Source organism: Cryobacterium serini (assembly GCF_004404025.1).
GTDB classification, from domain to species: domain Bacteria; phylum Actinomycetota; class Actinomycetes; order Actinomycetales; family Microbacteriaceae; genus Cryobacterium; species Cryobacterium serini.
In genome coordinates, this window is the sequence record NZ_SOHN01000013.1 from 26,719 (window position 1) to 51,810 (window position 25,092).

Annotated in this window: 28 protein-coding genes, 1 tRNA gene and 1 pseudogene; 9 read left to right on the plus strand and 21 right to left on the minus strand. The window is 63.6% G+C overall.

All coding sequences use genetic code 11. From position 1 onward, the window contains the following. Positions 1-58: 58 nt before the first annotated feature. From E3T51_RS10995 to E3T51_RS11035, 10 genes are all read right to left on the minus strand, one after another. Positions 59-373, minus strand: coding sequence for a hypothetical protein (locus tag E3T51_RS10995; RefSeq protein ID WP_134529878.1), 315 nt, complete (start codon positions 371-373; stop codon positions 59-61). A 199-nt stretch (positions 374-572) separates the two neighbouring features. Then, a complete protein-coding gene (locus tag E3T51_RS11000) occupies positions 573-1,019 on the minus strand; it encodes a pilus assembly protein TadG-related protein (protein ID WP_134529879.1) in 447 nt (148 codons plus the stop codon). Beyond that, positions 1,016-1,402 carry a hypothetical protein gene (locus tag E3T51_RS11005; RefSeq protein WP_241989278.1) on the minus strand — a complete coding sequence of 129 codons (387 nt, stop codon included), beginning with the start codon at positions 1,400-1,402 and terminating at the stop codon, positions 1,016-1,018. The genes E3T51_RS11000 and E3T51_RS11005 overlap by 4 nt, the downstream gene beginning before the upstream one ends. A 46-nt stretch (positions 1,403-1,448) precedes the next feature. After that, a complete protein-coding gene (locus tag E3T51_RS11010; protein WP_241989279.1) occupies positions 1,449-1,880 on the minus strand; it encodes a TadE/TadG family type IV pilus assembly protein in 432 nt (143 codons plus the stop codon). A 9-nt stretch (positions 1,881-1,889) separates the two neighbouring features. Beyond that, entirely contained in the window at positions 1,890-2,066 is a 177-nt protein-coding gene (locus E3T51_RS16775) for a hypothetical protein (protein ID WP_166806445.1), read from the minus strand. Between the two features lie 41 nt (positions 2,067-2,107). Continuing rightward, the gene (locus E3T51_RS11015) at positions 2,108-3,040 is read right to left on the minus strand and encodes a type II secretion system F family protein (protein ID WP_134529881.1); all 933 of its coding nucleotides are present in this window, start codon (positions 3,038-3,040) and stop codon (positions 2,108-2,110) included. A 16-nt stretch (positions 3,041-3,056) separates the two neighbouring features. Then, entirely contained in the window at positions 3,057-3,914 is an 858-nt protein-coding gene (locus E3T51_RS11020; protein WP_134529882.1) for a type II secretion system F family protein, read from the minus strand. Then, on the minus strand, positions 3,911-5,143 hold the full coding sequence (locus tag E3T51_RS11025; RefSeq protein WP_134529883.1) for a TadA family conjugal transfer-associated ATPase: 1,233 nt from the start codon (positions 5,141-5,143) through the stop codon (positions 3,911-3,913). The genes E3T51_RS11020 and E3T51_RS11025 overlap by 4 nt, the downstream gene beginning before the upstream one ends. A gap of 167 nt (positions 5,144-5,310) precedes the next feature. Beyond that, positions 5,311-6,123: a 3-hydroxybutyrate dehydrogenase gene (locus E3T51_RS11030; RefSeq protein ID WP_134529884.1), complete on the minus strand. Its 813-nt coding sequence runs from the start codon at positions 6,121-6,123 to the stop codon at positions 5,311-5,313. Between the two features lie 112 nt (positions 6,124-6,235). After that, positions 6,236-7,642, minus strand: a complete 1,407-nt coding sequence (locus E3T51_RS11035) for an MFS transporter (RefSeq protein ID WP_134529885.1) — start codon at positions 7,640-7,642, stop codon at positions 6,236-6,238. Positions 7,643-7,802: 160 nt separating this feature from the next. Between E3T51_RS11035 and E3T51_RS11040 the strand changes: the two genes are divergently transcribed. From E3T51_RS11040 to E3T51_RS11050, 3 genes are all read left to right on the plus strand, one after another. Further along, positions 7,803-8,747, plus strand: a complete 945-nt coding sequence (locus E3T51_RS11040; protein ID WP_134529886.1) for a LysR family transcriptional regulator — start codon at positions 7,803-7,805, stop codon at positions 8,745-8,747. 41 nt (positions 8,748-8,788) lie between these two features. Next, positions 8,789-8,870, plus strand: a tRNA-Leu gene (locus tag E3T51_RS11045). A gap of 321 nt (positions 8,871-9,191) precedes the next feature. Next, positions 9,192-9,926 (plus strand): DedA family protein, encoded by a 735-nt coding sequence (locus tag E3T51_RS11050; protein WP_199183456.1) that lies wholly within the window; start codon positions 9,192-9,194, stop codon positions 9,924-9,926. Positions 9,927-9,939: 13 nt separating this feature from the next. Here the strand turns inward: E3T51_RS11050 and E3T51_RS11055 are convergent, their stop codons facing one another. The 4 genes from E3T51_RS11055 to murI all read right to left on the minus strand — a co-directional run bounded on the left by E3T51_RS11055 (position 9,940) and on the right by murI (position 13,163). Further along, a complete protein-coding gene (locus E3T51_RS11055; RefSeq protein ID WP_134529887.1) occupies positions 9,940-10,848 on the minus strand; it encodes a cation diffusion facilitator family transporter in 909 nt (302 codons plus the stop codon). A gap of 101 nt (positions 10,849-10,949) precedes the next feature. After that, entirely contained in the window at positions 10,950-11,543 is a 594-nt protein-coding gene (gene rdgB, locus E3T51_RS11060) for an RdgB/HAM1 family non-canonical purine NTP pyrophosphatase (RefSeq protein WP_104192927.1), read from the minus strand. A 3-nt stretch (positions 11,544-11,546) separates the two neighbouring features. Next, the gene (rph, locus tag E3T51_RS11065; RefSeq protein WP_104192928.1) at positions 11,547-12,281 is read right to left on the minus strand and encodes a ribonuclease PH; all 735 of its coding nucleotides are present in this window, start codon (positions 12,279-12,281) and stop codon (positions 11,547-11,549) included. 9 nt (positions 12,282-12,290) lie between these two features. Further along, complete coding sequence (murI, locus tag E3T51_RS11070) at positions 12,291-13,163, minus strand: glutamate racemase (RefSeq protein ID WP_134529888.1); 873 nt, start codon at positions 13,161-13,163, stop codon at positions 12,291-12,293. 41 nt (positions 13,164-13,204) lie between these two features. Here murI and E3T51_RS11075 point away from each other — a divergent pair, with 41 nt between their 5' ends. Next, the gene (locus tag E3T51_RS11075) at positions 13,205-14,566 is read left to right on the plus strand and encodes a nicotinate phosphoribosyltransferase (protein WP_255453231.1); all 1,362 of its coding nucleotides are present in this window, start codon (positions 13,205-13,207) and stop codon (positions 14,564-14,566) included. A gap of 18 nt (positions 14,567-14,584) precedes the next feature. Here the strand turns inward: E3T51_RS11075 and E3T51_RS11080 are convergent, their stop codons facing one another. Genes E3T51_RS11080 through E3T51_RS17165 form a run of 3 tightly spaced genes read right to left on the minus strand, consistent with a single transcriptional unit; the run spans position 14,585 to position 17,294 of the window. Next, entirely contained in the window at positions 14,585-14,869 is a 285-nt protein-coding gene (locus E3T51_RS11080; protein ID WP_134529889.1) for a DUF3039 domain-containing protein, read from the minus strand. A 32-nt stretch (positions 14,870-14,901) separates the two neighbouring features. Next, positions 14,902-16,476, minus strand: a complete 1,575-nt coding sequence (locus E3T51_RS11085) for a hypothetical protein (protein WP_134529890.1) — start codon at positions 16,474-16,476, stop codon at positions 14,902-14,904. Then, entirely contained in the window at positions 16,452-17,294 is an 843-nt protein-coding gene (locus E3T51_RS17165; RefSeq protein ID WP_420898429.1) for an ABC transporter ATP-binding protein, read from the minus strand. The genes E3T51_RS11085 and E3T51_RS17165 overlap by 25 nt, the downstream gene beginning before the upstream one ends. Positions 17,295-17,762: 468 nt before the next feature. Here E3T51_RS17165 and E3T51_RS17535 point away from each other — a divergent pair. The 4 genes and pseudogenes from E3T51_RS17535 to E3T51_RS11105 form a co-directional block, all read left to right on the plus strand. Then, a pseudogene (locus E3T51_RS17535) lies at positions 17,763-18,170 on the plus strand (pentapeptide repeat-containing protein); the annotation flags it as partial. A gap of 130 nt (positions 18,171-18,300) precedes the next feature. Next, the gene (locus tag E3T51_RS11095) at positions 18,301-19,023 is read left to right on the plus strand and encodes a phosphocholine cytidylyltransferase family protein (protein WP_255453232.1); all 723 of its coding nucleotides are present in this window, start codon (positions 18,301-18,303) and stop codon (positions 19,021-19,023) included. Positions 19,024-19,163: 140 nt separating this feature from the next. Next, positions 19,164-19,964, plus strand: a complete 801-nt coding sequence (locus tag E3T51_RS11100) for an ABC transporter permease (protein WP_241989280.1) — start codon at positions 19,164-19,166, stop codon at positions 19,962-19,964. Further along, a complete protein-coding gene (locus E3T51_RS11105; RefSeq protein ID WP_104192934.1) occupies positions 19,964-20,737 on the plus strand; it encodes an ABC transporter ATP-binding protein in 774 nt (257 codons plus the stop codon). The genes E3T51_RS11100 and E3T51_RS11105 overlap by 1 nt, the downstream gene beginning before the upstream one ends. Here E3T51_RS11105 and E3T51_RS11110 read toward each other — a convergent pair. After that, positions 20,713-21,054, minus strand: coding sequence for a helix-turn-helix domain-containing protein (locus E3T51_RS11110; RefSeq protein WP_134529892.1), 342 nt, complete (start codon positions 21,052-21,054; stop codon positions 20,713-20,715). The genes E3T51_RS11105 and E3T51_RS11110 overlap by 25 nt on opposite strands. A gap of 148 nt (positions 21,055-21,202) precedes the next feature. On the opposite strand from E3T51_RS11110, the gene E3T51_RS11115 reads away from it, so the two are divergent. Continuing rightward, a complete protein-coding gene (locus E3T51_RS11115; protein WP_420898426.1) occupies positions 21,203-22,048 on the plus strand; it encodes a hypothetical protein in 846 nt (281 codons plus the stop codon). An 11-nt stretch (positions 22,049-22,059) separates the two neighbouring features. On the opposite strand, the gene E3T51_RS11120 is transcribed toward E3T51_RS11115, so the two are convergent. The 3 genes from E3T51_RS11120 to E3T51_RS11130 are packed head-to-tail and all read right to left on the minus strand — an operon-like array spanning position 22,060 to position 25,088. Continuing rightward, positions 22,060-23,334, minus strand: a complete 1,275-nt coding sequence (locus E3T51_RS11120; RefSeq protein WP_134529893.1) for a CDP-glycerol glycerophosphotransferase family protein — start codon at positions 23,332-23,334, stop codon at positions 22,060-22,062. Positions 23,335-23,353: 19 nt separating this feature from the next. Beyond that, positions 23,354-24,229 carry a glycosyltransferase family 2 protein gene (locus tag E3T51_RS11125; protein ID WP_134529933.1) on the minus strand — a complete coding sequence of 292 codons (876 nt, stop codon included), beginning with the start codon at positions 24,227-24,229 and terminating at the stop codon, positions 23,354-23,356. 34 nt (positions 24,230-24,263) lie between these two features. Then, on the minus strand, positions 24,264-25,088 hold the full coding sequence (locus E3T51_RS11130) for a CDP-alcohol phosphatidyltransferase family protein (RefSeq protein ID WP_134529894.1): 825 nt from the start codon (positions 25,086-25,088) through the stop codon (positions 24,264-24,266). Positions 25,089-25,092: the final 4 nt, after the last annotated feature.

Consider the following 25,092-nt stretch of genomic DNA (forward strand, 5'->3'; position numbering starts at 1 on the left):
CCTACCGACAGTACCGCTCGCGGCATCCGCTTTCGATAATGCGGGTACGAGCCGCCGTCTACAGCTGCAGGGGAATGAACTGGTATTCGCTCGTGAGATGTTCGTGCCGGCACGAGCCGCAGTAGAGCACGCCGGATACGCGCATAGCGTCGACCCGCGGCGCACACTGAATCACTTTGGGGCCGCAGCACGGTGAAATCACCATGTAGCCGCCCGATTCGGCCGGGTCGTGCCCGCTGAGTCCGCGGTCGTGGTGCACGCCCTCGCAAGGAAGTAGTGCATCGAAGTCGAGCTCGTCCACGACGTGCTCGTCCAGTAATGCATCCATGATTTCCCAGCCGATCTCGGTGTGCACGCCGCCGAGTTGGTCCACGTCAACCGGCGGCGACCTGCCCGGATGAACGACGACTCAAGATCGTCGGCACTACCAACCGGGGACCGGGGCTGGCACGGTGTCGACGGAGGTACAAAACCTGAAGCCCTCTACGAGGTAGGAGGCTTTATGTCGACTACGTGTCTGTGTATCGTACGCTTTTATCCTGAAATTACCAGTGCGACTTTGTGCGCCCCGTCTAATAAAACACCGCCCGGGACACCGCCGTCACCTCCAGTGGTACCCCGTCGGGCACCACGAAGGTCAGCACGGGTGGGCGCCACCACGATCGCAGCGTCACCGACGCGCTCTGCCCGTCAGCGGATGCCGCGCTCGTCACGGTGAGCGCCTCGAATGAGTCGTGCGGAACGAGGCGCAGATATTCACCGACCGCCGCCGACACGTCGCCCGATCTCAGCTGCGGCCGTGGCCCGACCACACCGACCCGCACCGCGTCGAGGGTGAACGCCTCAGACCCGGCCAGCGCTGCACCGTCGGCGAGGCTGAGCAGCCGCTTGTGTTCGAGGTAGAGCGACGTCGCTGACAGGGCCACCAGTACGAGGCTCAGTGCCAGAAAGCCATAGAAAATTGTGAGCAACAGGGTCGAACCATCTTCGTTCGACGCGCGCGACCGGTGCCCAGTCATCCAAGGCCGCCGAATCGGGACACCATCTGCGTCGACGCCGCTGTCATCGGCACACTCGCACTCTGGTTCAGTGCGAGCAGGTCGGGCACCAGCGGCAGCGCAATGCCGATTCGCACGGTGACCGTCACGAGCCCGTGGCTGGTCAAACAGCCACTGGTTCCGCCAGCGCACTCGATCTGCACTTCAGCGTCGCCCGGGTCGAGCCCGTAATCCGAAAGCGCGAAGGCAACGGCTCGATGCGCCCGCGCCGTCGCTGTGCCCTCGTCGGGGGCCTGAACGTAGACTCGCGCGGCCTGCCGCGCGGCTCCCTCGACGGCAAGCGCGCCACCCTGCAGGGCGGACAGCGCGAGCACCAAATAGACCAGGGGCACCAGCAGGATCATGCCCGCCGTGATGAATTCGAGCGAAGCCGAACCCGCCTCCGACCATCTACTGCAACGATTCGACCGCAGCATGAGCGACCACGTCCAATCCGCGCGGGGCGCCGAGCAAGCCCATCAGCGGCAGCGGCGCGACCACCCGAACTTCGACGGTGGGATACCCGGCACTCACTCCGTACTGCACCGCGACATCGGTGGCATAGGTCGCTCCGATAGCGGTCGTGATCAGATCGCGGGTGCGTTGGGCGCCCGCGGGCAGACTGCTGTCGGCGAGCGCGGCGTAGCGGGCACCCTCAGCCGCGGCGTCGAGCACTGTGTTGCGAATGTGCAGCGCGAGGGCCAGCTGCATGACCATAAGCGTCAGAAAGCTCAGCAATGACACCACCATGACAAATTCGGCCACGGCGGAACCCGCCTCGCCTCGCAACGCGGCGCGGCGCAGTGGGGCGAGGCGCCGCATCCGCTTACCGAATTTGGGCATGTCGAACGGTCAGAAACTGCTCACGCGATCCATGGCCTGCTGGAACACCCCGCTGAGCGCCGGGCCGGCGAGTCCCCAGATGATCAAAACTAAGCCTGCCGTCATCAGGGTTATCAGCACCCAGCCGGGCACGTCTCCTGTTTCATCGCGGAGCAGGCTATTGACGCGGAGCATGATTCGGGTCATGTCATTCTCTTTTCTCGTGGAGTGGATGGTGCAGTGGAGCGTCAGAACCCGGCCTGGAGCACGACGAGTCCGGGAAAAACAGCGAACAGAACAGTCATCGGAAGAATGAGAAAGACCAGCGGCACGAGCATCGCGACTTCTTTCTTTCCTGCCAACTCGAGCAGCGTGCGCTTGGTCTGGTCGCGGGAATCCTGCGCCTGCGCGCGCAGCACCTCGGCCAGCGGCGACCCACGGTCCAGGGCGCCGGTGACCTGCTCGACGAACCGGGTCACCTCCGGCAACTGGATGCTGCGCGACAGCGATTGCAATGCCGAACCAATGGGAATCCCGGTATGAACGTCGGCGACCACGCCCGCGAATTCGTGAGACAGCGCCCCCGTGCTGGTGAGCGACACCCGTCGAATCGAATCCAGGATGCCTTCTCCCGCCGACAGCGACAGGGTGAGGAATTCAAGAACGGTCGGCAGTTCGCTGCGTATACGAGCCAGTCGTGCGATGGCGGCCCGGTGGAGCAACCAGTCCCGCAGTACGGCGCCCCCGACCGCGGCCACGAAGGGCACGACCAGACGGGCAGGCAGTAACAGCTCGGGCAGGGCAACGATGGTGATCACCGTTCCCGCGGCAAAGGCCAGTAACGCCCAAACGAGCTGCACGGAGCGAAACTCCTCCACCGTCTTCGTCGACCCGGACTGATGCAGTCGGCGTGCAATGGTCTCGCTGCCGCCGAGAAGACTCGATAACCCCCGTGTGAGCGCACCGAACAGCGGCGCGAATAGGGTTCCCAGCACGGGAATCGGGTTCACCGTTTGCCGGGCGACGATGCGACGCGCTTCCGGAGAAATATCAAGAATGTAAGGCACCACGCGGTCGATCAGGCGGGGCCTGGTCAGCCGCGGCGTCAGGCTCACGAGCGACCACAACCCTACCCCGAGACCCGTTCCGCACAACACGGCCCAGCCGAGGGCGGCGCTCATCGGCGACACCCGCCGATTAAGCGAACCATCGGCGTTCCTCCGGAAGTCGACCGAGAGCAATCATCACTCGATAGGCGATGACCGACAGGACAAGTCCGCTCGCGATCACAACGATGCCGGCCGGCGAGTTGTAGGCGATGGCCGCTTCGGGGCGGGAGGCGAGCAGAATGAGAATGATCCACGGTGCCGCAACGCCCAGTCGGGCAGCATTCACGACCCACGACTGGCGGGCTTCCACTTCGAGCCGCACCGCGGCATCCTGACGCAGCCAGGCCGCGAGGCTGCGCAGTACGACGGTGAGGTCGCTGCCGCCAACTTCGCGAGCCATCCGCAACGTCTCGAGAATGCGGTCGGCAACCGGGTCGGCGAGGGAACGTTTGAGTTCTTCAACGCAGTAGCTGAAATTGCCGGTCGCGCGATATTCTCGCTCGAATTGGGCGAAGGCGATGCGGGTCGCGACCGGGCCGGCCTGGGCGAGGCTGCTCACGCTGTCTGGCAACGCCAGCCCGGAGCGAAGCGCCGAGACCAGATGGTCGACGACGTCGGGCCACACCGTGCGATTAGCCCGGCGCCGGGCCGCCGCCCGCCACGACACAATCGACCAGGGCAGCACTAGTCCGCCCAAACCGGCGACAGCGCTGAGCGCGAGCACCGCGAAGATTCCGTGCACCAGGGCAGCGGATGCCACACCCACAATCGCCGACAGAGCCAGGAACGCCGGAACCGGAACGGCTCGCAGTCCGCTTTGAACCAGGCGCGCCCGCATTCGCTCCCCCATTCTCGCCCGCTGGGGCGTGGCCCCGGCCGGCCACAGTAACGGTGCGAGAACCAATACGAGACCGCTCCCGAGCAGGCACCCCAGTACGAGAGTCATGCGGCTCCCTGCCGCAATACCGCCGCCGGGTCGACGCCGGCTGCGCGAAACTTGGCGAGCTTGGTGGGATGCGAACCGGTCGGCTCGAGGTGGCCATGCGGAGAGAGGAAGAGAGGGCTCGCCTCGATGGTCGAGCCCGCCAACTGGCCGCTCGGGGCGATGATTTCGGTGACCCGCCTGCGGCCGTGGCGATCGATCTCGCAGTGCACCACGATGTCGATGCAGCCCGCCACGGTTGGCAGCACGAACGAGGAGTCAATGTTACGGCCGGCCAACAGCGGCAGAGTTGAGAGTTTCGCGAGCGCATCCCTGGCGCTGTTGGCGTGAATGGAACACATGCCGGGCAGCCCGCTGTTCAGGGCGATGAGCAGATCGAGACTTTCTGCCTCGCGTACCTCGCCGACCACGAGCCGGTCGGGCCGCATCCGTAATGACTCTTTGATCAGCCGCCGCAGGGTGATCTCCCCCGTGCCCTCCAGGCTCGGCTGCCGGCACTGCATCGCGACCATATCACGGGCCGACAGGTCGAGTTCGAAGGTCTCCTCTACGGTCACGATGCGTTCGCCCGGCCGGGTCGACGAGAGCAGGGCGTTCAGCATCGTCGTTTTACCGGTCTGGGTGGCGCCGGAGACCAGAATATTCTGCCCGCCCAGCACGCAGATCCGAAGAAAATCGGCTGCCTGCTGGGTGAGCGCGCCGAGCCCGACCAGCTGGTTGAGGTCGCGGATTCGCCGGGTGAACTTGCGAATGTTCACCGCCCAGTGTTTACGCGTAATATCCGGAATCACCACGTGCAGGCGTGAACCGTCGGGCAGCGACGCGTCGACGAACGGCGACGAGAGGTCGACGCGGCGACCGGAGGCCTGCAACATCCGCTCGACCAGATCACGCACGTCTTGCTCTGCGAGCAACAGTGGGGTCAACTCGGGCACCCCGTCTCGTGCTACGAACACTCGGGCCGGGCCATTGATCCAGATTTCTTCGATCTCCGGATCGTCAAGAAACGGCTGCAGCACGCCAAACCCAGTGAGCGCGGCCACGACCTCGCGGGCGGCCTGGTGTTCATCGGCGATCATCGGCGCGAGCCCTCCGAGCGCCCGCTCGCTGTAGCGACGCAGTTCGTCGCGCACGTACTGCTCCACCAACGCGTTGTTGGCCGCGAGGTCAACGCCTTCGCGGCGCACGCGCAGTCGAACCTGCTCTGTAATGATACGAACGGCTTCGGTCATCCCCGAATGATGGCCCGATTTCTGATTCTTCGCCTAAGTTGTCCACAGGGCTTGTTTTTTACTTTTCTGAACAGCAAAAATGATCGCAACGGATGCCGGGAATCCATTGCGATCATCCCGACCCGCCGCTTCTGACCAGGGCAGCCGCCCAGCGCAGCGACCCAGCGTTACCGCGCCGACCAGCCGCCATCCATCGTGTAACTGGACCCGGTGACCATGGCGGCGGCGTCGGAGGCGAGCCAGGCCACGAGCGAGCCGACCTCGGCCGGTTCAACCAGGCGTTTGATTGCGCTCTCGGTGAGCATGATCGTGCTCAGCACCTCCGATTCCGGAATGCCGTGCACGAGTGCCTGGTCGGTGATCTGTTTCTCGACCAGGGGCGTGCGCACATAGCCAGGAGCAACGCAATTGCTGGTGACTCCGTGCTCGCCGCCCTCGAGTGCGGTCACCTTGGACAGCCCTTCGAGTCCGTGCTTGGCCGACACATAGGCGCTCTTGAACGGCGACGCCCGAATGCCGTGCACCGACGACACATTGATGATGCGCCCGAACTTCGCTGCATACATCTGCGGCAACACTGCTCGAATCAGCAGGAACGGCGCCTCCAGCATGAGGGTGAGGATGTTGTGGAAGTCGGCCGGCTTGAAGTCCTGGATGGGGTTGATGCGCTGGATTCCAGCATTGTTGACCAGGATGTCGACCCCCGTGAGCGCGGACGCGAGCGCATCATCGGTGAGGGCAGCGGCATCCATGAGGTTGACGGTCCAGACCGACCCGCCGACCTCCTCGGCGAGCGCGGTGGCACCCGCCGTGTCGATGTCGGCGACGACGACATGCGCGCCGCGGGCGGCAAGCGCCCGAACGACGGCGGCGCCAATTCCGCTCGCACCGCCGGTGACGACGGCGCGACGCCCGGCGAGGGGCTCTGCACTGGTGCGAACGGGGGCGGCGTTGCTGCCGGCGTGGGTGAGATCACTCATGATGCTCCTTTGGTTGCACATTCACTGCACGGGCAGGTCGGTGGGAGGCGAGGCACCACCGGCGCCTCACCTCCCTGACCAGTTGCTTGCCGACCCAGTCGCTTGCGCCGGATCAGTCCCCGGTACCGACGGGCTCGAGCCCGTGCTTGCGGGCGTCGACAGCGTCGACTTCGCGCAACGACGCTCCCCTGGTCTCCTTGAGCGTGACCACGGCGACCACCGTGATGGCGCACGCGATCATGATGTAGATCGCGACGGGAATCCAACTGTTGTATCGCTGCAATAGCGCAGAGGCGATGATCGGCGCCATCGATCCGGCCAGGATCGAGGTGACCTGGTAGCCGAGGGACACCCCGGAGTAGCGCATTCGGGTCGGGAACATCTCGCTCATGATGGCGGGTTGCCCCGCATACATCAGGGCGTGGAAGCACAGCCCGACCGTGACGGCCAGAATGATCAGCACCGGGTTGAGGGTGTCGAACAGGGGGAAGGCGAAGAACGCCCAGGAAGCACCGAGTACGGCGCCGGCCAGGTAGACGGGCTTACGGCCCAGGCGGTCGGAGAGACGACCGACCTGGGGAATGACGATGAAGTGTACGACGTGTGCGATGAGCAGGGCGATCAACAGCTGGCCAGTGTCGTATTCGTGCACGGTCTTCAGGTAGACGATCGTGAAGCTCACGATGATGTAGTACAAAATATTTTCGGCGAATCGCAGGCCCATGGCTCCAAGGATGCCCTTGGGGTACTTGCGTACGACCTCGAGCACGCCGTAGTTGACGGCCTTCTCGGCTTCAACCTGCGCGCGGGCCTCGAGAAAGATCGGGGCTTCACTGACATGGGTGCGAATGTAGTAGCCGATGACGACGATGATCGCGGAGAGCCAGAAGGCCACGCGCCAGCCCCAGCTAAGGAACTGTTCGGGCGGAAGGATCCACGTCATGGTGAGCAGCACCAGGGTGGCGAGCAGGTTGCCCACCGGCACGGCGGCCTGCGGCCAGCTTGACCAGAAGCCTCGGGACTGGTTCGGGCTGTGCTCGGCGACGAGCAGAACGGCGCCGCCCCATTCGCCACCCACGGCGAATCCCTGAATGAAGCGCAGTGCCACGAGCAGGGCCGGCGCCCAGTAGCCGATGGTGTCGAAGCCGGGCAGGCATCCCATCAGGAACGTGGCGGCACCAACCATGATGATGGTCACCTGCAGCGTGTGCTTGCGGCCGAGCTTGTCACCGATCTGACCGAACACGATGCCGCCCAGAGGCCGGGCGATGAAGCCGACCGCATAGGTGAGGAAGGCTGCGATGATGCCGTCAAGCTCACTGCCGGCGTTCGGAAAGAAGACCGTACCGAAGACCAGGCTCGCGGCGGTTGCGTAGAGGAAGAACTCGTACCACTCCACGACCGTGCCGACCATGGAGGCGGCGACGATTTTCTTGAGGCCGGATTTCTCGGTTTCGCTGCCGGCGTTGCGCGTAGCCTTGCCGGAACCGGCAGCCCCAACGCGTTGATTGACACTCATTGTCTGTCTCCTTTGTGTCGTCGATGACACGTAGTTGCGGTCCGATGATTCGGGACGATTGTGGTCGCCTTAACAGAATCACGACCTAACCGAGTATTCACGCACGACGGGCGGAGCATCAAGAGCCAAAACGACAGAGGGCGTGTGCATAATTGCAGATATGACCTTTCCCGACATCGGTGTCGCCCCCAATCCCGATGATCTCCTCATCTTTCTCGCGGTCGCCCGCACCGGCCGATTCACGACCGCGGCTGAAAGCCTGGGCCTCAACCACACCACCGTGTCTCGGCGCATCAGCGCCCTCGAAAAGACCCTCGACGGCCGTCTGCTGGCCCGCGCCGTGGGTGGGTGGGAACTGACCGAGCTTGGAGAACGCGCCCGCACGGCGGCCGAGGGCGTGGAATCGGCCGTCAGCTTACTGCGCGGTTCTGACGACGAAGCCCAGCAGATCTCCGGGGTGGTACGCATGTCGGCGACTGACGGCTTCAGCGCCTACATCGCTGCCCCGGCCGTGGCCTTACTGCAGCGCCGGCATCCGCTATTGCGGGTCGAAATCGTTACCGTCACCCGCCGCGCCCTACAGCACCGTTCGGGGCTGGATATTGAAGTCGTCGTGGGTGAGCCGCAAGTGCATCGGGCCGAGTCAATTCTGCTCGGTTACTACAGCCTCGGAATGTACGCCTCACGGCACTACCTCAAGACCCACGGCACGCCGGCCACCATTGCCGACCTGACCGAGCATCCGCTCGTCTATTTCGTGGATTCCATGCTTCAGGTCGACGACCTCGATGCCCCCCGGCGGCTCGTGCCCGAGATGCGGGAATCACTCAGCTCGACCAACGTGTTCGTTCACGTCGAGGGAACCCGGGCCGGCGCGGGAATTGGTTTCCTGCCATGCTTTATGGCCGATCAGCATGCAGATCTGGTGCGCCTCCTTCCGGACGATTTTCAGGAACGATTGCCGTACTGGATGGTTTTACGCACCGAGTCATTGCGGCTGCCGGCGGTCGCAGCGCTCGTCGCGGCGCTCCGGGTGCAAATGGAGTCCTATGCGCCGGCGCTGCTCGGCCGAAACGTCACTACAGGAACAGACCCAGCCAACTAGACCCTGGCGCGTGGCTGGCCAACTAGACTGGGAAGGCACCAGCGGGAGTGGTGGAATTGGCAGACACGCAGGATTTAGGTTCCTGTGCTTTCGAGCGTGGGGGTTCAAGTCCCCTCTCCCGCACATGGTCCACTTTTCGCACTGGTCAGCACATTGGAAGACGCTCTCTCACGGGCGCCGTTCTCTCCTATGTGCTTGCTCATTCGTGGCTCGGTCTTCGCCGAAACGGTGCCCTTACTCAGGGCATTCGTTTCGTTCATCATGGGCGACTGGCTGCAGGTGCCGCAGTCGGCGACTTCGAGACCAGCCCACAACCGGCTGACGAGGCGCCTGTTTCAGGGTCGACGGCCCGGCGTTCTCTCACCATTAGGCGCTACCCTGTGTTTCGGCACCCGCCGTCGCTACCCGAACGTCTGCCCTCCGCCGACTGGAGTTCCCCGCGTGATTCACACCGCCCTGATTCCCTGGCTCGACCCAACCCAGATCATTGAATCGGCCGGCCCGTGGGCGTTGCTCGTCGTCTGTGCGATCGTGTTTGCCGAAACCGGCCTCTTGGTCGGTTTTCTATTACCGGGCGATACCCTGCTCATCATCACCGGCTTGCTCGCGTTCCCCGCTGCCGGCGTCATCCAGATCGACATCTGGTGGGTGGCACTCGCCATCGGGTTTGCTGCTTTTTTGGGCGGTGAAGTCGGCTACCTGATTGGGCATAAATTTGGTCCCCGCGTCTTCGAGCGCAAAGAATCCGGCCTCTTCAGCATTAAAAACGTCGACCGCACCAATGCCTTCTTCGTGCGATTCGGTGGCGTCGCTGTCATCGTCGCCAGGTTCGTGCCGATTGTGCGCACTTTCGCACCGGTCGCCGCCGGCGTCGGCCACATGGACTACCGCAAGTACACGTTGTATAACCTTATTGGCGCTCTGCTCTGGGGTACCGGCCTGACCTTCGGCGGGTACTTTCTCGGCTACATTCCGCCGGTGGCCGAATTCGTCACGTCGTACATCGACCTGATCTTGCTCAGCGCGGTGGTCATCACCCTCATTCCCACGGTGTACCACTATGTGCAGTCAGCCGTGAAAGCCCGCCGACTGCGCGGCCTGCCCACCACGGTCACGGGCAGTCACCTACTCGCCCCCGAAACGTTCAACACCAACCACACCGGCCGCCACGAGGGCTGAAGCCGCTACCGTCTCAGCGGTGCTGGCGGTCTTCATGCTCCGCGTGCTCGGCCGGTTCCAGCTGAAAGGTTGAGTGCGCAACGTCGAAATGCTTGCTGAGACATCCCGACAGCTCATCGAGCAAAGCGTCGGTACCGTACGCCAGCACGGCCGCCTCCACGACGATATGCGCGGTGAACACGTGCGCACCACTCGTAATGGCCCAGACGTGCACATCATGCACGGCGACCACACCATTCGTGCCGAGCAGATGGCGCCGAATCTCGGAGATATCGGTGTCGGCCGGCGTGGATTGGCTGAACACGCGCACGACGTCACGTAACAGCATGAAAGCACGCGGAACGATCATGGCGGCAATAACGAGCGAGGCGATGGCATCCGCTTCGGCAAAACCCGTCACCAGAATACTGATGGCGGCCACGATGACGGCAACAGATCCCAGGGCGTCGCCGAGCACCTCGAGGTAGGCGCCACGCATGTTGATCGACCCCGCGGCCGCCGGGCGAAGCAGCAGCACCGCGACGATGTTCGCTGCAAGCCCAATGATGGCAACGACGAGCATGGGGGCCGGCAGCACAGCGTTCTCGCTCGGAGCGACCAGGCGAGTGATCGCAGCGACCGAAACGACACCGGCCACGCCGAGCAGGATCAACCCATTGATCAGCGCGCCGAACACCTCGGTGCGCTGAAAACCGAAGGTGGCTCGGTCCGTCGCCGGGCGTGACGCCACGACGGTGGCCGTCAGGGCAACGATGAGCCCGAACAGGTCGGACAGCATGTGCCCCGCATCGGCGAGCAGAGCCAGCGATCCGGTCAGCCACGCACCGATCACCTCGAGCAGCAGCACGACGAACACGATGCCAATGGCGAGGGTCAGTCGCCTCCGGTTCGAGTCGGTGCCGTGCGCGTGATCGTGGCCCATGGCTCAACGTTAGAGCCGCGCGCACCAGCTCGCCAGCCGACGGGCTAGATGGGAATGAATGCCGTTCTCAGTATCCGAGTGGTACTCGATCCAACAGAGCGCTAAGAGGCGCTGAGCACCTCACGCAGCACCGGAACGAGACCCTCGAACGCGATCGCCCGATGGCTGACCTGGTTCTTCACGTGGGCCGAGAGCTCGGCCGCCGAAATGGCGTACCCTTCGGGCAGAAAGATCGGGTCGTATCCAAAACCGTTGGCGCCGGCCGGTTGGAACAGAAGCTGTCCTGGCCATTCACCGGTCACAGCCCGCTCGGTGCCGTCGGGCAGGGCGAGAGCGGCCACACAGGTGAAGTGGGCGTCACGGTGCTCCTCGGAAACGTCGCTGAGCTGCCAGAGCAGCAGACGCAGGTTCTCACCGGCATCCTTGGCCGGTCCCGACCAGCGCGCCGAAAAGATTCCCGGTGCACCGCCGAGAATGTCGACGCAGATGCCCGAGTCGTCGGCGATCGACGGCAGCCCGGTATGAGCGGCAGCGGCACGCGCCTTGATCAGGGCATTCTCGGTGAAGCTGATGCCGTCCTCGACCGGTTCAGGGCCGTCATAGGCGAGCACCTCGATGCCAGGCAACTGGGCGGCCAGGATGCGCCGCAACTCTTCGACCTTGTGGGCGTTGTGCGTGGCGAGAACGATCTGCACCGCTCAACGCTCCAGTGCGCTGGTTTGAAACTCGGTCAGGGTGACGGCGCCCTTCAGGGCGAGGTCGAGCAGAACGTCGAGCTCGCTGCGGTCGAACGGTGCAGCTTCGGCGGTGCCCTGCACCTCGACGAACTTGCCGCGCCCGGTCACGACGACGTTCATGTCGGTGTCAGCGCGCACGTCTTCGGTGTAGGCGAGGTCGAGCATGGGCACTGTGCCGATGATGCCAACGGACACGGCCGAGACGCTGTCGATGAGCGGCTGCGCCTTCTGCGAGATGAACTTCTTGGTGCGTCCCCACTCGAGTGCGTCGGCGAGGGCGACGTACGCGCCGGTGATGGCCGCGGTGCGGGTTCCTCCATCGGCCTGCAACACGTCGCAGTCGAGCACGAGCGTGTTCTCGCCGAGCGCCTTCATATCGACGACCGCGCGCAGGCTGCGACCGATCAAGCGACTGATCTCGTGGGTACGACCGCCGATCTTGCCCTTGACCGATTCGCGGTCCATGCGGCTGTTCGTCGAGCGTGGCAGCATCGAGTATTCGGCGGTGACCCAGCCCTTGCCCTTGCCGCTCATCCAACGCGGAACGCCGTTGGTGAACGACGCCGTGCAGAGCACCTTGGTGCGGCCGTAAGAGATCAGGGCTGAGCCTTCGGCCTGGTCACTCCAGCCGCGCTCGATCGTGATCGGGCGAAGTTCGTCGTTGGTGCGCCCATCGGCGCGCAGGGTCTCGGTCACAGTGTGCTCCTAGTGATTCGGGTGTGAAGGGGAAGACGGGGAACCGCTCAGGGCGGATGCGGCCAGTTCGGCAAGGTTAAGCGTGCCGGTCTCGATCAGGTCGACGCGGCTAACCTCGGGTCCGATCAGACGATGGGCCAGGGCCAGAAAGTCCTCGGCACTGTCTCCGGTAGCCTCATAACGGTAGCTGGGCGGGCTCGTGCGTGCGCGTTCGAGGCCCTGACTCACCAGCACCCGGTAAACGTCATTGGCCGTTTCGGTATCACTCGAGACCAGGGTGACGTCTTCTCCCATGACATACGAGATGGCACCGCGCAGAAAGGGATAGTGGGTGCAGCCGAGTACGAGGGTATCGACACCTGCAATGCGCAGCGGCGCGAGGTATTCCTCAGCGACGGCGAGCACCTCGGCGCCGGTCGTGACGCCGGCTTCGACAAACTCAACAAACCGCGGGCAGGCCTGGCTGAACAGCGTGATCTGGGGCGCTGCGGCGAAGGCGTCGTTGTAGGCACGCGAATTGACAGTCCCAAGGGTGCCGATGACTCCCACTCGCTGGTTGCGGGTGGTTGTGACGGCGCGGCGCACGGCCGGCTGAATGACCTCGATCACGGGCACGCTGTAGCGTTCGCGGGCGTCGCGCAGCATCGCTGCTGAAGCCGTGTTACACGCGATCACCAGCAGTTTCACGTCTTGCGCCACGAGATCGTCGAGCACGTCAAGGGCGAACTCCCGTACGTCGGCTATTTTCTTGGGCCCGTACGGCGAGTGGGCCGTATCGCCGATGTAGAGGATGGACTCGTTGGGTAACTGGTCCTTGATCGCCCGGGCAACGGTCAGGCCGCCGACTCCGGAATCAAAAATACCAATCGGTGTATCCGTCACGGAGATCAAGCCTAGCCCGACAAGCGGATAAGCTGTGCCGGGTGACTCCGTCCCCAACGTTTCCCGTGCCAGCGTCTGGCGGCCCCACCGCCCGCACCCCGGCTTTACGCACCGACCGGTACGAGCTCACGATGGTGGACGCCGCTATCCAGAGCGGGACCGCCGACCGTGAGTGCATGTTCGAAGCGTTTGCCCGGCGGCTGCCCACCGGCCGGCGCTACGGAATCGTCGCCGGTACCGGCCGTCTGCTCGAGCTGATTCGCCAATTCCGCTTCACCACTGAGGAACTGACCTGGCTCGCCGACAACGCCGTCGTGCGCGCTCCGACCCTCGACTACCTGGCCGACTATTCCTTCAGCGGCAACGTCTGGGGTTACCAGGAGGGCGAAGCGTACTTTCCCGGATCGCCCCTGCTGCTGGTGGAGAGCACCTTCGCCGAGGGTGTCATTCTGGAGACCCTCATTCTCAGCGTGCTCAACTACGACATCTCAGTCGCCAGCGCCGCCGCCCGCATGGTCTCAGTGAGCCTCGGCCGCCCGATCGCCGAGATGGGATCACGCCGCACCAACGAGCACTCAGCGGTCGCCGCCGCCCGCGCCGCATTCATTGCCGGCTTTGCGTCGACGAGCAACCTGGAAGCCGGCCGTCAGTGGGGCCTGCCCACCATGGGAACAGCGGCGCACTCGTTCGTTTTGCTGCACGACAGCGAAGAAGAAGCGTTCCAGGCGCAAGTGGATGCCTTCGGTACCGCCACGACGCTGCTCGTGGACACCTACGATGTGCCGGCCGGCATCGCACTAGCGGTCAAAATCGCCGGGCCCGAGCTCGGTTCGATTCGCATCGACTCCGGCGATCTCCCCATCGTCGTCGCGGCGGCACGAGCCCAACTCGATTCTCTCGGTGCCGTCAACACGAAAATCACCGTCACCAGCGACCTCGACGAGTTCGCCATCGCGGCGCTGTCGGCCAGCCCAGTCGACGCTTTCGGCATCGGCACTTCGGTGGTCACCGGTTCGGGAGAACCGGCTGCCGGCCTGGTCTACAAGCTCGTCGCGCACAAGGGCCACGGCGACGACTGGATCTCCGTCGCCAAAACATCGACCGCGAAACTATCCGTCGGTGGCCGTAAGAGCGCGCTTCGTCGAGTGGATGCCGTCGGTACCGCCCAGGAAGAGATCATCCTGCTCGGCGACGGCCCCGGCGGCAAGTTCGATTCTCGCAGCGGCCTGGAACGAGCACTCCTGGTTCCGCTGATTACCGACGGCACTGTCGACGAACGTTATTTGGGGCCGGCTGGAACGCTGCGCGCACGTGCGCACAACGCATCCGTCATGCAGGAACTGCCAATCGAGGCTTTTCGGCTGGGGCGCGGCGAGGCCGTGATTCCGACCTCCTACCGCTAAGCCCGGGAAGAATACCCGCTACTTGTCCTTCATCTTTTCGTAGATGGCCTTGCATGTCGGGCACACCGGAAACTTTTCCGGGTCGCGTCCCGGCAGCCATTTCTTGCCGCACAGTGCCTTGACCGGTTTGCCCGAGATAGCCGATTCGAGAATCTTGTCTTTGGGAACATAGTGCGAGAAACGTTCGTGATCGCCGGGTTCGATCTGCTCCTGGTTCAGGAGCTCCTCGAGCTCACGATCAAGCGTGGATGTTCCGCCGCCGGGCTGGCCGGGCTCTGCAATGCTCGCGCGAAATTCAATCATGGAACCAGTCTAAACACTCTGGCCGCGACGGGTCAGGCCCGTTGAGCAGACGCCAGCATCTCTGGACCGCGCCGGTCGAAGGCCCGAGAGCCGACCCAAATTCCCGCGACGACGGCAACAAGGCCGACGCCGACGCCAACGCCGAGGGCGCGCAGGTGCCAAACCGGATCTTCAACGATTCCGAGGTAGGCGAAAATGAGCGCGGGTAGCGCCACGACGATTGAACCCGTGAAGGTGAGCGACTGCACCAGCGCCGCGGCTGTTTCCGCGGCCTGCGGCTGGGCGAACGGGCTGTCACCTGGCTTGGTGACGGGGTAGGGAAAACGAGTGGAGGTGTAGCTCGAGAAGCCCAGACCCGCCAAGAGGATGCACGTGCTCACGCCCAGCATCGAGGGAAGCACTGACCAGTCGCCGTACGATGAAACGCTGATAACCGAGCCAATGCCGATGAGCGGTATGCCCATGACAAGCGCTGGAAGGAGCCGGCCGATCCGGTCGGCCAGGCCGTGCGTTCCCGACGCCACGTGCAGCCAGATCGCCGTGCTGTCGTAGGCAACGTCATTGTGCATGGTCCACCCGAGAAAAATGCACATCAGAGGCACCGGTACGAGCGCGAGGAAGTGCAGCGGCACACCGACGATACTCAGTGGCAGGATCGCGATGATGGGCACAATCGGAATCATGATCAGCGACACCCAGTACCGTGAGTCGCGCGCCCAATAAGTGAAGGTACGGGCGGCGATCGCGCCAACGGAACCGTGCGGCAGCCGGTCAAACCACCCCAGCCCGGAATACTGTTTCGCCGCTGCTTCACGGCCGGGCGAGACCAGCATGCGGGCCACGACGAACTGCCAGATGAGCCAGAGCGCGTAGACGAATCCAACGGCTATGAGCAGTTTGAGAATGGCCGCGCCCCAGGCGCCGGTGGACGCGTCACCGGGAACAGCCCACGCTGCTCCGAGCGGAGTCCAGCCCAGAATCGTGGCGAGAGTGGCCACCAGGGTCTGGCCATGACGGCCCCAGTCCGTGCTGAACAGCACGACGACGAGCGGAGAAATCAACACCAGCACAACAACACCGATCAGCCCGGTGAATTCGCGCGAGCGTCTGGTCGACAGGAGAAATGCCGCAAGGGATGCGCTCACTCGCGACAGCAGAATGCAGGTCGAGAGGATCAGTGCGGCGGAGATCAGAGCGAGCAGAGTCTGCCCGATGCCGCGCGACCACGTGACCACGGTGCCGAGCAGCACGATCGTCAGGGCGAGCGCCGGAACGCCGATGAGTGCCGAACCGGCCAAGCCCAGGGACAACGAACGGTTCGGAATTCCGAGGAAGGCAAACTTACGGGGGTCCATGCTGTCGTCGATGCCGACCACGATGGGGATGATCAGAAAGCCCAATGTCACGGCCGATCCGGCCACAATTAGCGAATCGCGAATCACTGCAGGGTCACCGACGAACCGCAGGGTGATCAGTGCAACGAGAATTGCGATGGCGACGCCCAGGCCGTAGAGCAGTCCGACGACCAGGCCGACAACCTGCCAGGGGTTACGGCGAAACAGGTTGGCGAGCAACCGGAGTTTTAGTCCGAAAAATTGTGCAACCATTCCATGCCCTCCGCGACCTTGCGCCCACCGGCGAGCTCGACGAACCGATCTTCGAGCGACTTTGAACCACGGACCTCGTCGATGGTTCCTGCTGCCAGAACGCGGCCCTGCACGATGATCGCGACATGATCGCAGACGCGCTGGATCAGATCCATGCCGTGGCTGGACAGCACGACAGTGCCACCGGCGGCCACATACTTCTGCAAAATCTCGGTGACGTTGACGGCAGAAACCGGGTCGACCGACTCGAACGGCTCGTCCAGCACGAGCACCCGCGGGGAATGAATCATCGCGCAGGCCAGGGCGATTTTCTTCGTCATGCCGGCGGAGTAGTCCGCAACGAGACGGTTGAGGGCATCCTCGAGACCAAAAGCCGCAGCGAGATCCGCCGACCTGCTGCGCACGGTGTCGTTGTCGAGGCCGCGCAGGGTGCCAGCATAGTAGAGGAGTTGCGCCCCGGAGAGGCGATCAAAAAGTCGAAGCCGGTCGGGCAGAACGCCCATCACACGCTTTGCTTCGTTGGGCCGAGCCCAGACATCAATACCGTGCACCGTGATATTTCCGGCGGCTGGCCGTAATAACCCGGTGATCATCGACAGGGTCGTGGTCTTTCCGGCCCCGTTCGGCCCGACCATGCCATAGAACGAACCGGCCCGAACGGTGAGGTCGAGATCGGAGACCGCAACGTTGTGGCCGAATCTCTTCACGAGTCCTCGGGCTGCAATGACTATCGGAGCTTCAATGACGGCGGGCTTCTTTGCCGACTCCGCTGCCGGAGAGGTGACAGCCTTCGCGGCTGACTGTGAGTTGGTGCGAATTGTGGCCGTCTTGGGCGTTTCCTGTGGGGATGAATCGATGGTTGGATCAGGCAGCGGCGGGACCGGCGTCGAAAGCGGCTGTTCCGCATCGACCCCGACGAGCGCATCGCGGGTCGCGTAGGGTCGCGTCGTTTCGTCGGTTGCGTTCTCGGCAAGTGTCTGTTCAGTCGTCCTGGCTAACGGGACAACGTCCGGTTTTGGCGTCGTCAGCTTTCTGGGCGTCGTCGACGTGCGCACTGCTGGTTTACGAACCGCTGGTTTAGCCGCCGCTGGTTCGCCGGCCGCTGGCTTAGGCACAGCTGGCTTACGCACAGCTGGTTTGCGCACAGCTGCTTGGCGCACAGCCGGCTTACGTGCGCCTTCGTCCGGAACCGCCTGAGTGTCGGCTGACTTGACCGCCGCCGGCTTGCTGGCTGCCGGCTTACGAACTGCCGGCTTGCTGGCCGCTGGCTTACGAACTGCCGGCTTGCTGGCCGCCGGCTTACGAACTGCCGGCTTGCTGGCCGCCGGCTTACGAACTGCCGGCTTGCGCACTTCCGGATTGCCGGCTGCCGACTCGGTGGCAGCCGACTCGGTGGCAGCCGACTCGGTGGCAGCCGACTCGGTGGCAGCCGACTCGGTGGCAGCCGACTCGGTGGCAGCCGACTCGGTGGCAGCCGACTCGGTGGCGAGCGGTGCCATCGATTCGGCGGAACGGTCCACGACAGGCTCGTCGTCGCGTTCAGGGTGGGGCGGCACAAAAGTCACTCCGCTAACCTACCAAGGACCGCCGACTTGAGGGCACGACTGCAGTTGGCAGCCATTTCAACCTGTGAGTACGCTCCATGCCCGGTCACGAAATGGACACGTGCTGAGGTGATTCTTTCCTCATATTGAGACAACAGGTTATGGTGAGAATGACATAACGGTGTGTCTTTACGTGAACATGTGGGTGAATCCTAAGCAAACTCTTCGCAACGAGAGCGGGTTTTGCGGCGTAGCCCCAACCATTCTTGAGGAGATAATCGTGACGACGCAGGCGGCTAAGACCCAGGCAGTAAAGACGCAGGTTGTCATTCTGGCGGCCGGTATGGGCAGCCGCCTCGGGCGCTCACTGCCGAAGCCGCTCACCGAGCTGAGCGACGGCCGTACGATCATGCAGCAACAGTTCGACAACATCAACCACGCCTTCGGCAGTGCTGCCAAGGTGACGATTGTCGTCGGATACAAGCTCGAGCACATCATCGAAGCGTTCCCGCAGGCATCCTTCGTCTACAACGAAGAGTACGACCAGACCAACACTTCGAAGAGTCTGTTGCGTGCCCTGCAGGCCTCGAAGCCCGGCGGCGTGCTCTGGATGAACGGGGATGTAGTCTTCGACCCGGCCATTCTCGACCGCGCTGCCGCCATGATGGCCCGGGACCAGTCCTTCGTCACCGTCAACACTGACAAGGTGTCCGATGAAGAAGTCAAGTACACCACGAGCGCCGAGGGCTTCATCAAAGAACTGTCGAAGACTGTCAGGAACGGCCTCGGGGAGGCCGTCGGCATCAACTACGTGTCGAGCGCCGACAAGGCAACGCTGATCCGCCAGTTGACCCGGGTCGCCGACCAGGACTACTTCGAGCGCGGCATCGAGTTGGCCATCGAACAGAACCGCATGTTGGTTGAGCCGGTGAACATCTCTGACTTCTATGCCGTCGAAGTGGACTTCGCCGAAGACCTCGAGCGCGCCAACCTGTTCGTCTAGCCAACGCACCCGCATTATCCCAACCCCCTGCGCCTTGGCGTGGGGGGTTCGTCATCACTGCATCGGGAACCAACCCCACGCATTGGGAACCAGCACCGACTGGCACGGAACGCTACGCGCGCTCCCATACGATAGACGGCGTGAGTAGTTACGCCCAGGTGCGCCCCGAACAGCGCACGCCGATCGCCCGGTATCGACATTCGCTGTGGTTGCTGACGCAACGCGATCTGCGCGTGCGCTACTCGACCTCGGCGCTCGGCTACTTCTGGTCCATTCTCGATCCGCTCGTGATGGCTGGCATTTACTGGTTCGTCTTCACCCAGGTCTTCGACCGCAGCGTCGGCAACACCCCGTACATCGTGTTCCTTCTGGCCGCCCTGCTGCCGTGGATGTGGTTCAACGGTGCAGTCTCGGATTGTACCCGCGCATTTCTGCGCGAGGCGAAACTCATCCGCTCTACCCGTATCCCCCGCACCATCTGGGTGAACCGCCTGGTGTTGTCCAAGGGCATCGAGTTTCTCGCGTCCCTTCCGGTGCTGGTGTTGTTCGCAGTCCTGTTTGGCGCTGAACTCAGCATCGACGCAGTGTTCTTCCCCCTCGCGATCGTAATTCAGGCGATGCTGACCGCTGGCGTCGGACTACTCGTCGCCCCGCTCGTGGTGTTCTTCCGTGACCTGGAACGGGCCGTCAAACTCATCCTGCGGTTTTTGTTCTATGCCTCCCCCATCATCTACGGCACCTCCGATTTACCACCCGAATTGCACTTCTGGGCTGCGTTCAACCCGCTGACCGGCATTTTCAGCCTGTATCGCTCGGCATTTTTTCCCGAGCAGCTCGACTGGTTCGCCGTCGCCATCAGCGCAGGTCTGTCCCTCGTCTTCCTCGGATTCGGACTGCTGGTTTTTCGCCGCACCGAACGTGCCGTTCTGAAGGAGATCTAATGACTCAGGTGAGGGCGTCAGCCACGGGAACGCCGGTGATCTCTCTGCAGAATGTCGGCATCCGCTTTCGACGGAATCGGCGTGGCCGTCGAAATTTCAAGGATCTCTTTGGTGCGAGCAAACGGCGCAGCCGACCCGGCGAGTTCTGGGCCCTGCAGCACGTTTCCTTTACCGTGCAGCCGGGCGAAGCCATCGGAGTCGTCGGGCGCAACGGGCAAGGCAAGTCGACCCTGCTCAAACTCGTCACCGGAGTCGTGCTGCCCGACGAGGGATCAGTGCACGTCACGGAGGGCGTGGCACCACTGATCGAGATCACCGGCGGGTTCGTGGACGACCTCAGTGTGCGCGATAACGTCTATTTGACGGCTGGCCTGCACGGCATGACACGCAAGCAGATCACGGAACGCTTCGACGAGATCATCGAATTCGCCGAGATCGCCGACTTCATCGACACACCATATAAGCACCTGTCGAGCGGGATGAAAGTACGAATCGCCTTTGCGGTGATATCCCGGCTCGAAGAGCCGATTCTGCTGGTCGATGAGGTCTTGGCCGTGGGAGACAAAGCTTTCCGGGAAAAATGCTATCGCCGCATCGAGGAACTCCTCGCAGGCGGGCGTACCCTCTTCATCGTCTCGCACAATGAGCGGGACCTGCGGCGCTTCTGCACCCGCGGTCTGTACCTCGACAAGGGCGACCTGGTGCTCGACGGGCCCATCACGGACGTGCTCGCACGGTACAACACCGACTACGGCGTCAAACCAGCAACCTGACCCGAGTCCAGACCCCGATTCGCCGTGACGTTTTGGGAACGTCGAAAATCGATCGCGATGTACGAGTCGCGGGTCGGCGGCAGGTGCTCGACAGCCAGGCCGGTCAGGAGCTCACTCAATTCGAGTTGCAGCACGGCCGCCAACCGAACGAGCGTGTACATTGTCGGGTTTCCATGTCCGCGGTCGATGCGGGCATAGTTTGAGACGTTGAGTCCGGCGAGCAAAGCAACGGACTCCTGATTGAACCCGAGCGCAAGGCGGCGCTCTCGCAGGCGCAGGCCGAGCAGTCGAGAGGCTTCTGATTTGGGCTCAAGCATTACTCATTTGTAGCGGCACAGTGGAGTCTTGACTAGCGGGTGGACTTTTGGGCAAAGATAGTGTTTGTCTCCGGGCCCGCGCATGTAACCCAGCGTGCGTCCCGGTGCACCACGTAAACTCGACCAGACGCACCGAGAGAGGCGAGCAATGGCGAGGAAGAGCGTACCGATGCTGTCGTCGACCGGCGGCACTCCGCAGGCTGGCGCGCTCCCCAGCGGGTTCGTCAAGGGCTTTGATCGGGTACTGGCCATTCACCGACCCGTCGTGCTCGCACATATCCGCAGCATCCGACGGCGCAATCCCCAGGCCACCCCCGAACAAATCGTGCGCGTTCTGGAAAAACGCTACCTCGCGGCGGTCACGACCGGCGGTGCCGCGGTGGGCGCCACCGCGGTCATTCCCGGCGTCGGCACCGGAATCACCCTCGCACTGTCGGGCGTGGAAACCGCCGGATTTCTCGAAGCGACGGCGTTGTTCACCCAATCGGTGAGCGAGGTGCATGGAATCGCGGTGGAAGACCCGGATCGCGCCCGCGCTCTCGTCATGACGATGATGCTGGGCCGGGAGGGAAGCGATCTGGTACGCCAACTCGCCGGTCAGGTGACCGGTTCGGGAACCGCACGAAACACTTACTGGGGTGAGCTCATCACCAACAGTCTTCCCCGCGCCGTTCTCGGCCCGCTCACCGATCGACTGAAGAGTACATTTCTGCGCCAGTTCGCCACCCGCGGCGGCGCGAGCCTGCTTGGGAAGGCCCTGCCGTTCGGCATCGGCGCGGTGATCGGCGGTGCCGGAAACCACATTCTGGGCACCAAGGTGATGCGCGCGTCACGCCTCGCCTTTGGTCCGGCCCCAGCCGGTTTTCGGCCGGATTTAGACCCGCAAGTGCCCGCCATCAAGGTTCGCGAAAAGCGCCGTGGTAAGTCGATGACGGCCATATCGGCCGAGCCGGCGGCATCCGCCTCGTGGCCGACCAAGCCCGAAGACACGTAGCTTCGGGCGTACTACGCCCCACCGGGATTGTCTGCAGCATCGGGCACGATCGCACTGTCGGCTTCGTGCACGGCCGCGAACCGGTCCCACTCATTCATCAGGCGCTGCACGGCCGAGTGAAGGCGTTCGGTCGCGACGCCGGACTCGGTGTCACCGAAATAACGGTGTACCCAGCCCTGCAGGCGATCGACCGCCGCCTCATCGTGGGTGAGTCGGTCGACGGCGAGCACAATGTCGGCGGCATGATCGACAGGCAGCCACTCGCAGTCGGAAAGGTAACCGCTCGTGTCTATCACCGCCGTCGGGTTGACGGGGCGGGTGATGATGAGTGGTTTGCCGGTGGCGAGCCGGTCGTAGACCATGGCGGAGATGTCGACGATGGCGATATCTGCTGCAGCCAGCTGCCAGCCGAGGTCCGGGCCAGAGTCGTAGACGTGCTGCGCACGCGGATCTCGGGCGTTGGCCGCGGCGATGGCCGCGATAATGGCCTTGTTGGCGGCCCCGTAGCTGTGATCGACGACGCCGCTGCGTGGGTGCGGCCGGTAGATGACGCGGTGGGTGCCGGAGGCCAGCAGCGCGCTGACGAGCGCGACACCGTGGGTGGCGACAGAGCCGTAAGCCGCGGCAGCCCGGTCCCCCTCCCAGGTGGGTGCATAGAGCACGACCTGGCGTTCATCGGGCACGTAGGGCAGTTCACCGCTGAAATAGTCGGCCTGTGGGCGCCCGATTTTAATGGCGCGCTTGTCGAAGTCGTAGTCCCAGAGCACCCGGTCGAGCCGGGCGAGTGCCGCGTCCCCCGCGACGAACGAATAGTCGTAAGCCTTGAACTGGTTGGTGATCATGTACATCTTGTCGCTCTCACCGTGGTTGATGAAAACGTGCCAGCAGCGCCCGTAGCGCATCATCTGAAAGTTACGCGGGTTCTGGTTGACGTAAAACACGATGCGAATATCCTGCTCGGCGACGATCTGCTCGAGCTGGGGTACCGTGCGCGCGTAGGCGACGGGAATAGGCGCCTCGTCCATGAGCTTCAGGGTGCCGCCGCCGGTGCGGCTGATCACGAGTACCGGCCACGTCTTGGCGAGGGTGGCGAGGGGTTGGTACCACTGCCGCATCTGGTAAATGTTGACGGGTCCGTCAGCAAAGTACACGGCAATCTTGAAGTGGTTGTCCTCGCGCAGCTCGCGCGATTTCAGCGGACCGCGGAGTTCGTGCTGGGCTTTGCGGGAGGCCACAACATCCCTGACCAGTTTGACTGCACGCCTGACATCTTTGCGAATTTCCACCGGTCAAGCCTACCTTTCGTTAGATGATCGGCGGGCGCCCGGCCCAGGTCATCCGCCACACCGTGTGTGCACGTAATCGACGCCGCTGTCCCGGGTCGTGGCTCCACCCTTCGCGCCAGCCACCAAACCAGGCACGCAGCGCCAGACGATTGTTCGGTGCCCAGCGCAGCACCTGAATGGCCGTCCACGAGGCCACGTACAGCGGCACCAACGGAACCGGAAGGTTGCGACGGGCCAGCCAGACCCGGTTGCGGGCGTTCAGCCGATAGTAATCAGCGTGGCGGGTCGGCAGGATGACCGGGTGGTTGGCGACGAGGTCACCGGCGTACCACGCCACCAAGCCCAGATCCCAGACCCGCCACGCCAGTTCGATGCCTTCGTGCGCGTAGAAAAATGGTTCGGCCCAGCCTCCGGTCGCGTCGAAGACGCTGCGCGGCAGCAGAACGGCGCCCTCCCAGACCGAGAACACCCGTCCGGGCGAGGTGGCTTCACCCTTGCGGATACGGGGAATCCACCGACGCGGCGATTCGATTCCCGCCGGGTCTTCGACCCGAGGCTGCAGCAGCCCGATTTTCGGGTCGGCGCGCATCTTGCCGATCGCTTCGATCAAGAAATGCGGGTCGGGAATGCTCGCATCGTCGTCGAGGAAGAACAGGTATTCCCCGGTCACGAGCGAAACGCCGCGGTTACGACCGGCTGGAATGCCTAAATTGGTCGGCAGCCCGAGGGACCGCACGCCGACCGGCAGTCCGGTCGGTTGCCAACCATTGCCGACGCAGACCACGTCGAGGATCACTCCCTGCTGAGCGAGCACCGAGCGGATGCCCCGCTCAAGATCACCCGGACGGGTGCCCTGGGTCAAAACCACCACTCCGACCGTCACATCGCCGGCCATTGCACCGCCTGCCGGAACGGCGCCGGCCGTTGCGTCAGGAACGGACACGCTTGGACGCCATGATGGCCACGAAATGGCCGATGAGCGATAGGAACGCGAGCGGCACCAGTATCATCAACACGGTCCGGTCGACGAGTGGCTGCCCGAGAAATAGTCCGACGACTGCAGCGGCGAAGATGACCATGGTCAGTTCGACCGAGTGGTAGAGGCGGTGGAAGGGTACGAAACGGGCGAGTCGGCGTACCCGGGCGATCACGCTCGAGGTCGGAGTCTTCTCGCCGTGGGTGTCGGCGAGCTTGGTCAATCCGGCATTGGCCCGTGCCACGTGCACCATGTCGTTGAGCGCCTTGTTCAGCACGATGATCAATGCAAGCAAGAGCGCAAGGCTGGTCCACAAAAAATCCTCGGGCATGTCGAACGGGTACGCGGCCGCCCGAATTCCGAGGGCGATGGGAATAAGCGCCTCGGTGGAGTAGTGCCCGACCTTGTCGAGGAACACCCCGGCCGGCGAGGACGTGCCGCGCCACCGCGCCACTTCGCCGTCGCAGCAGTCGATGAGCATCTGCACCTGGCTGAGCGCGAGGGCGAGCAATGCCCCCCAGATTCCGGGGATGAGCAAGGCTGCGGCAGTGGACCAGCCGGCCAGGATCATCAGCGCGGTCACACCGTTGGCGGAGATGCGGGTTTTCAGCAGCACCCAGGTGAGGTACGGAGACAGATCGCGCAGATACAGGCTCGCCGTCCAGTGCTCGGCGTTGGCACGCAGGCGCACTTCGGGCGGCTGAGCCACCGCGCGCAACTGAGCGATCGATTCCGGTCGGGCCGGGCGCCGATGCGAGGTCTTGGGCGAACTGGTCATCTGC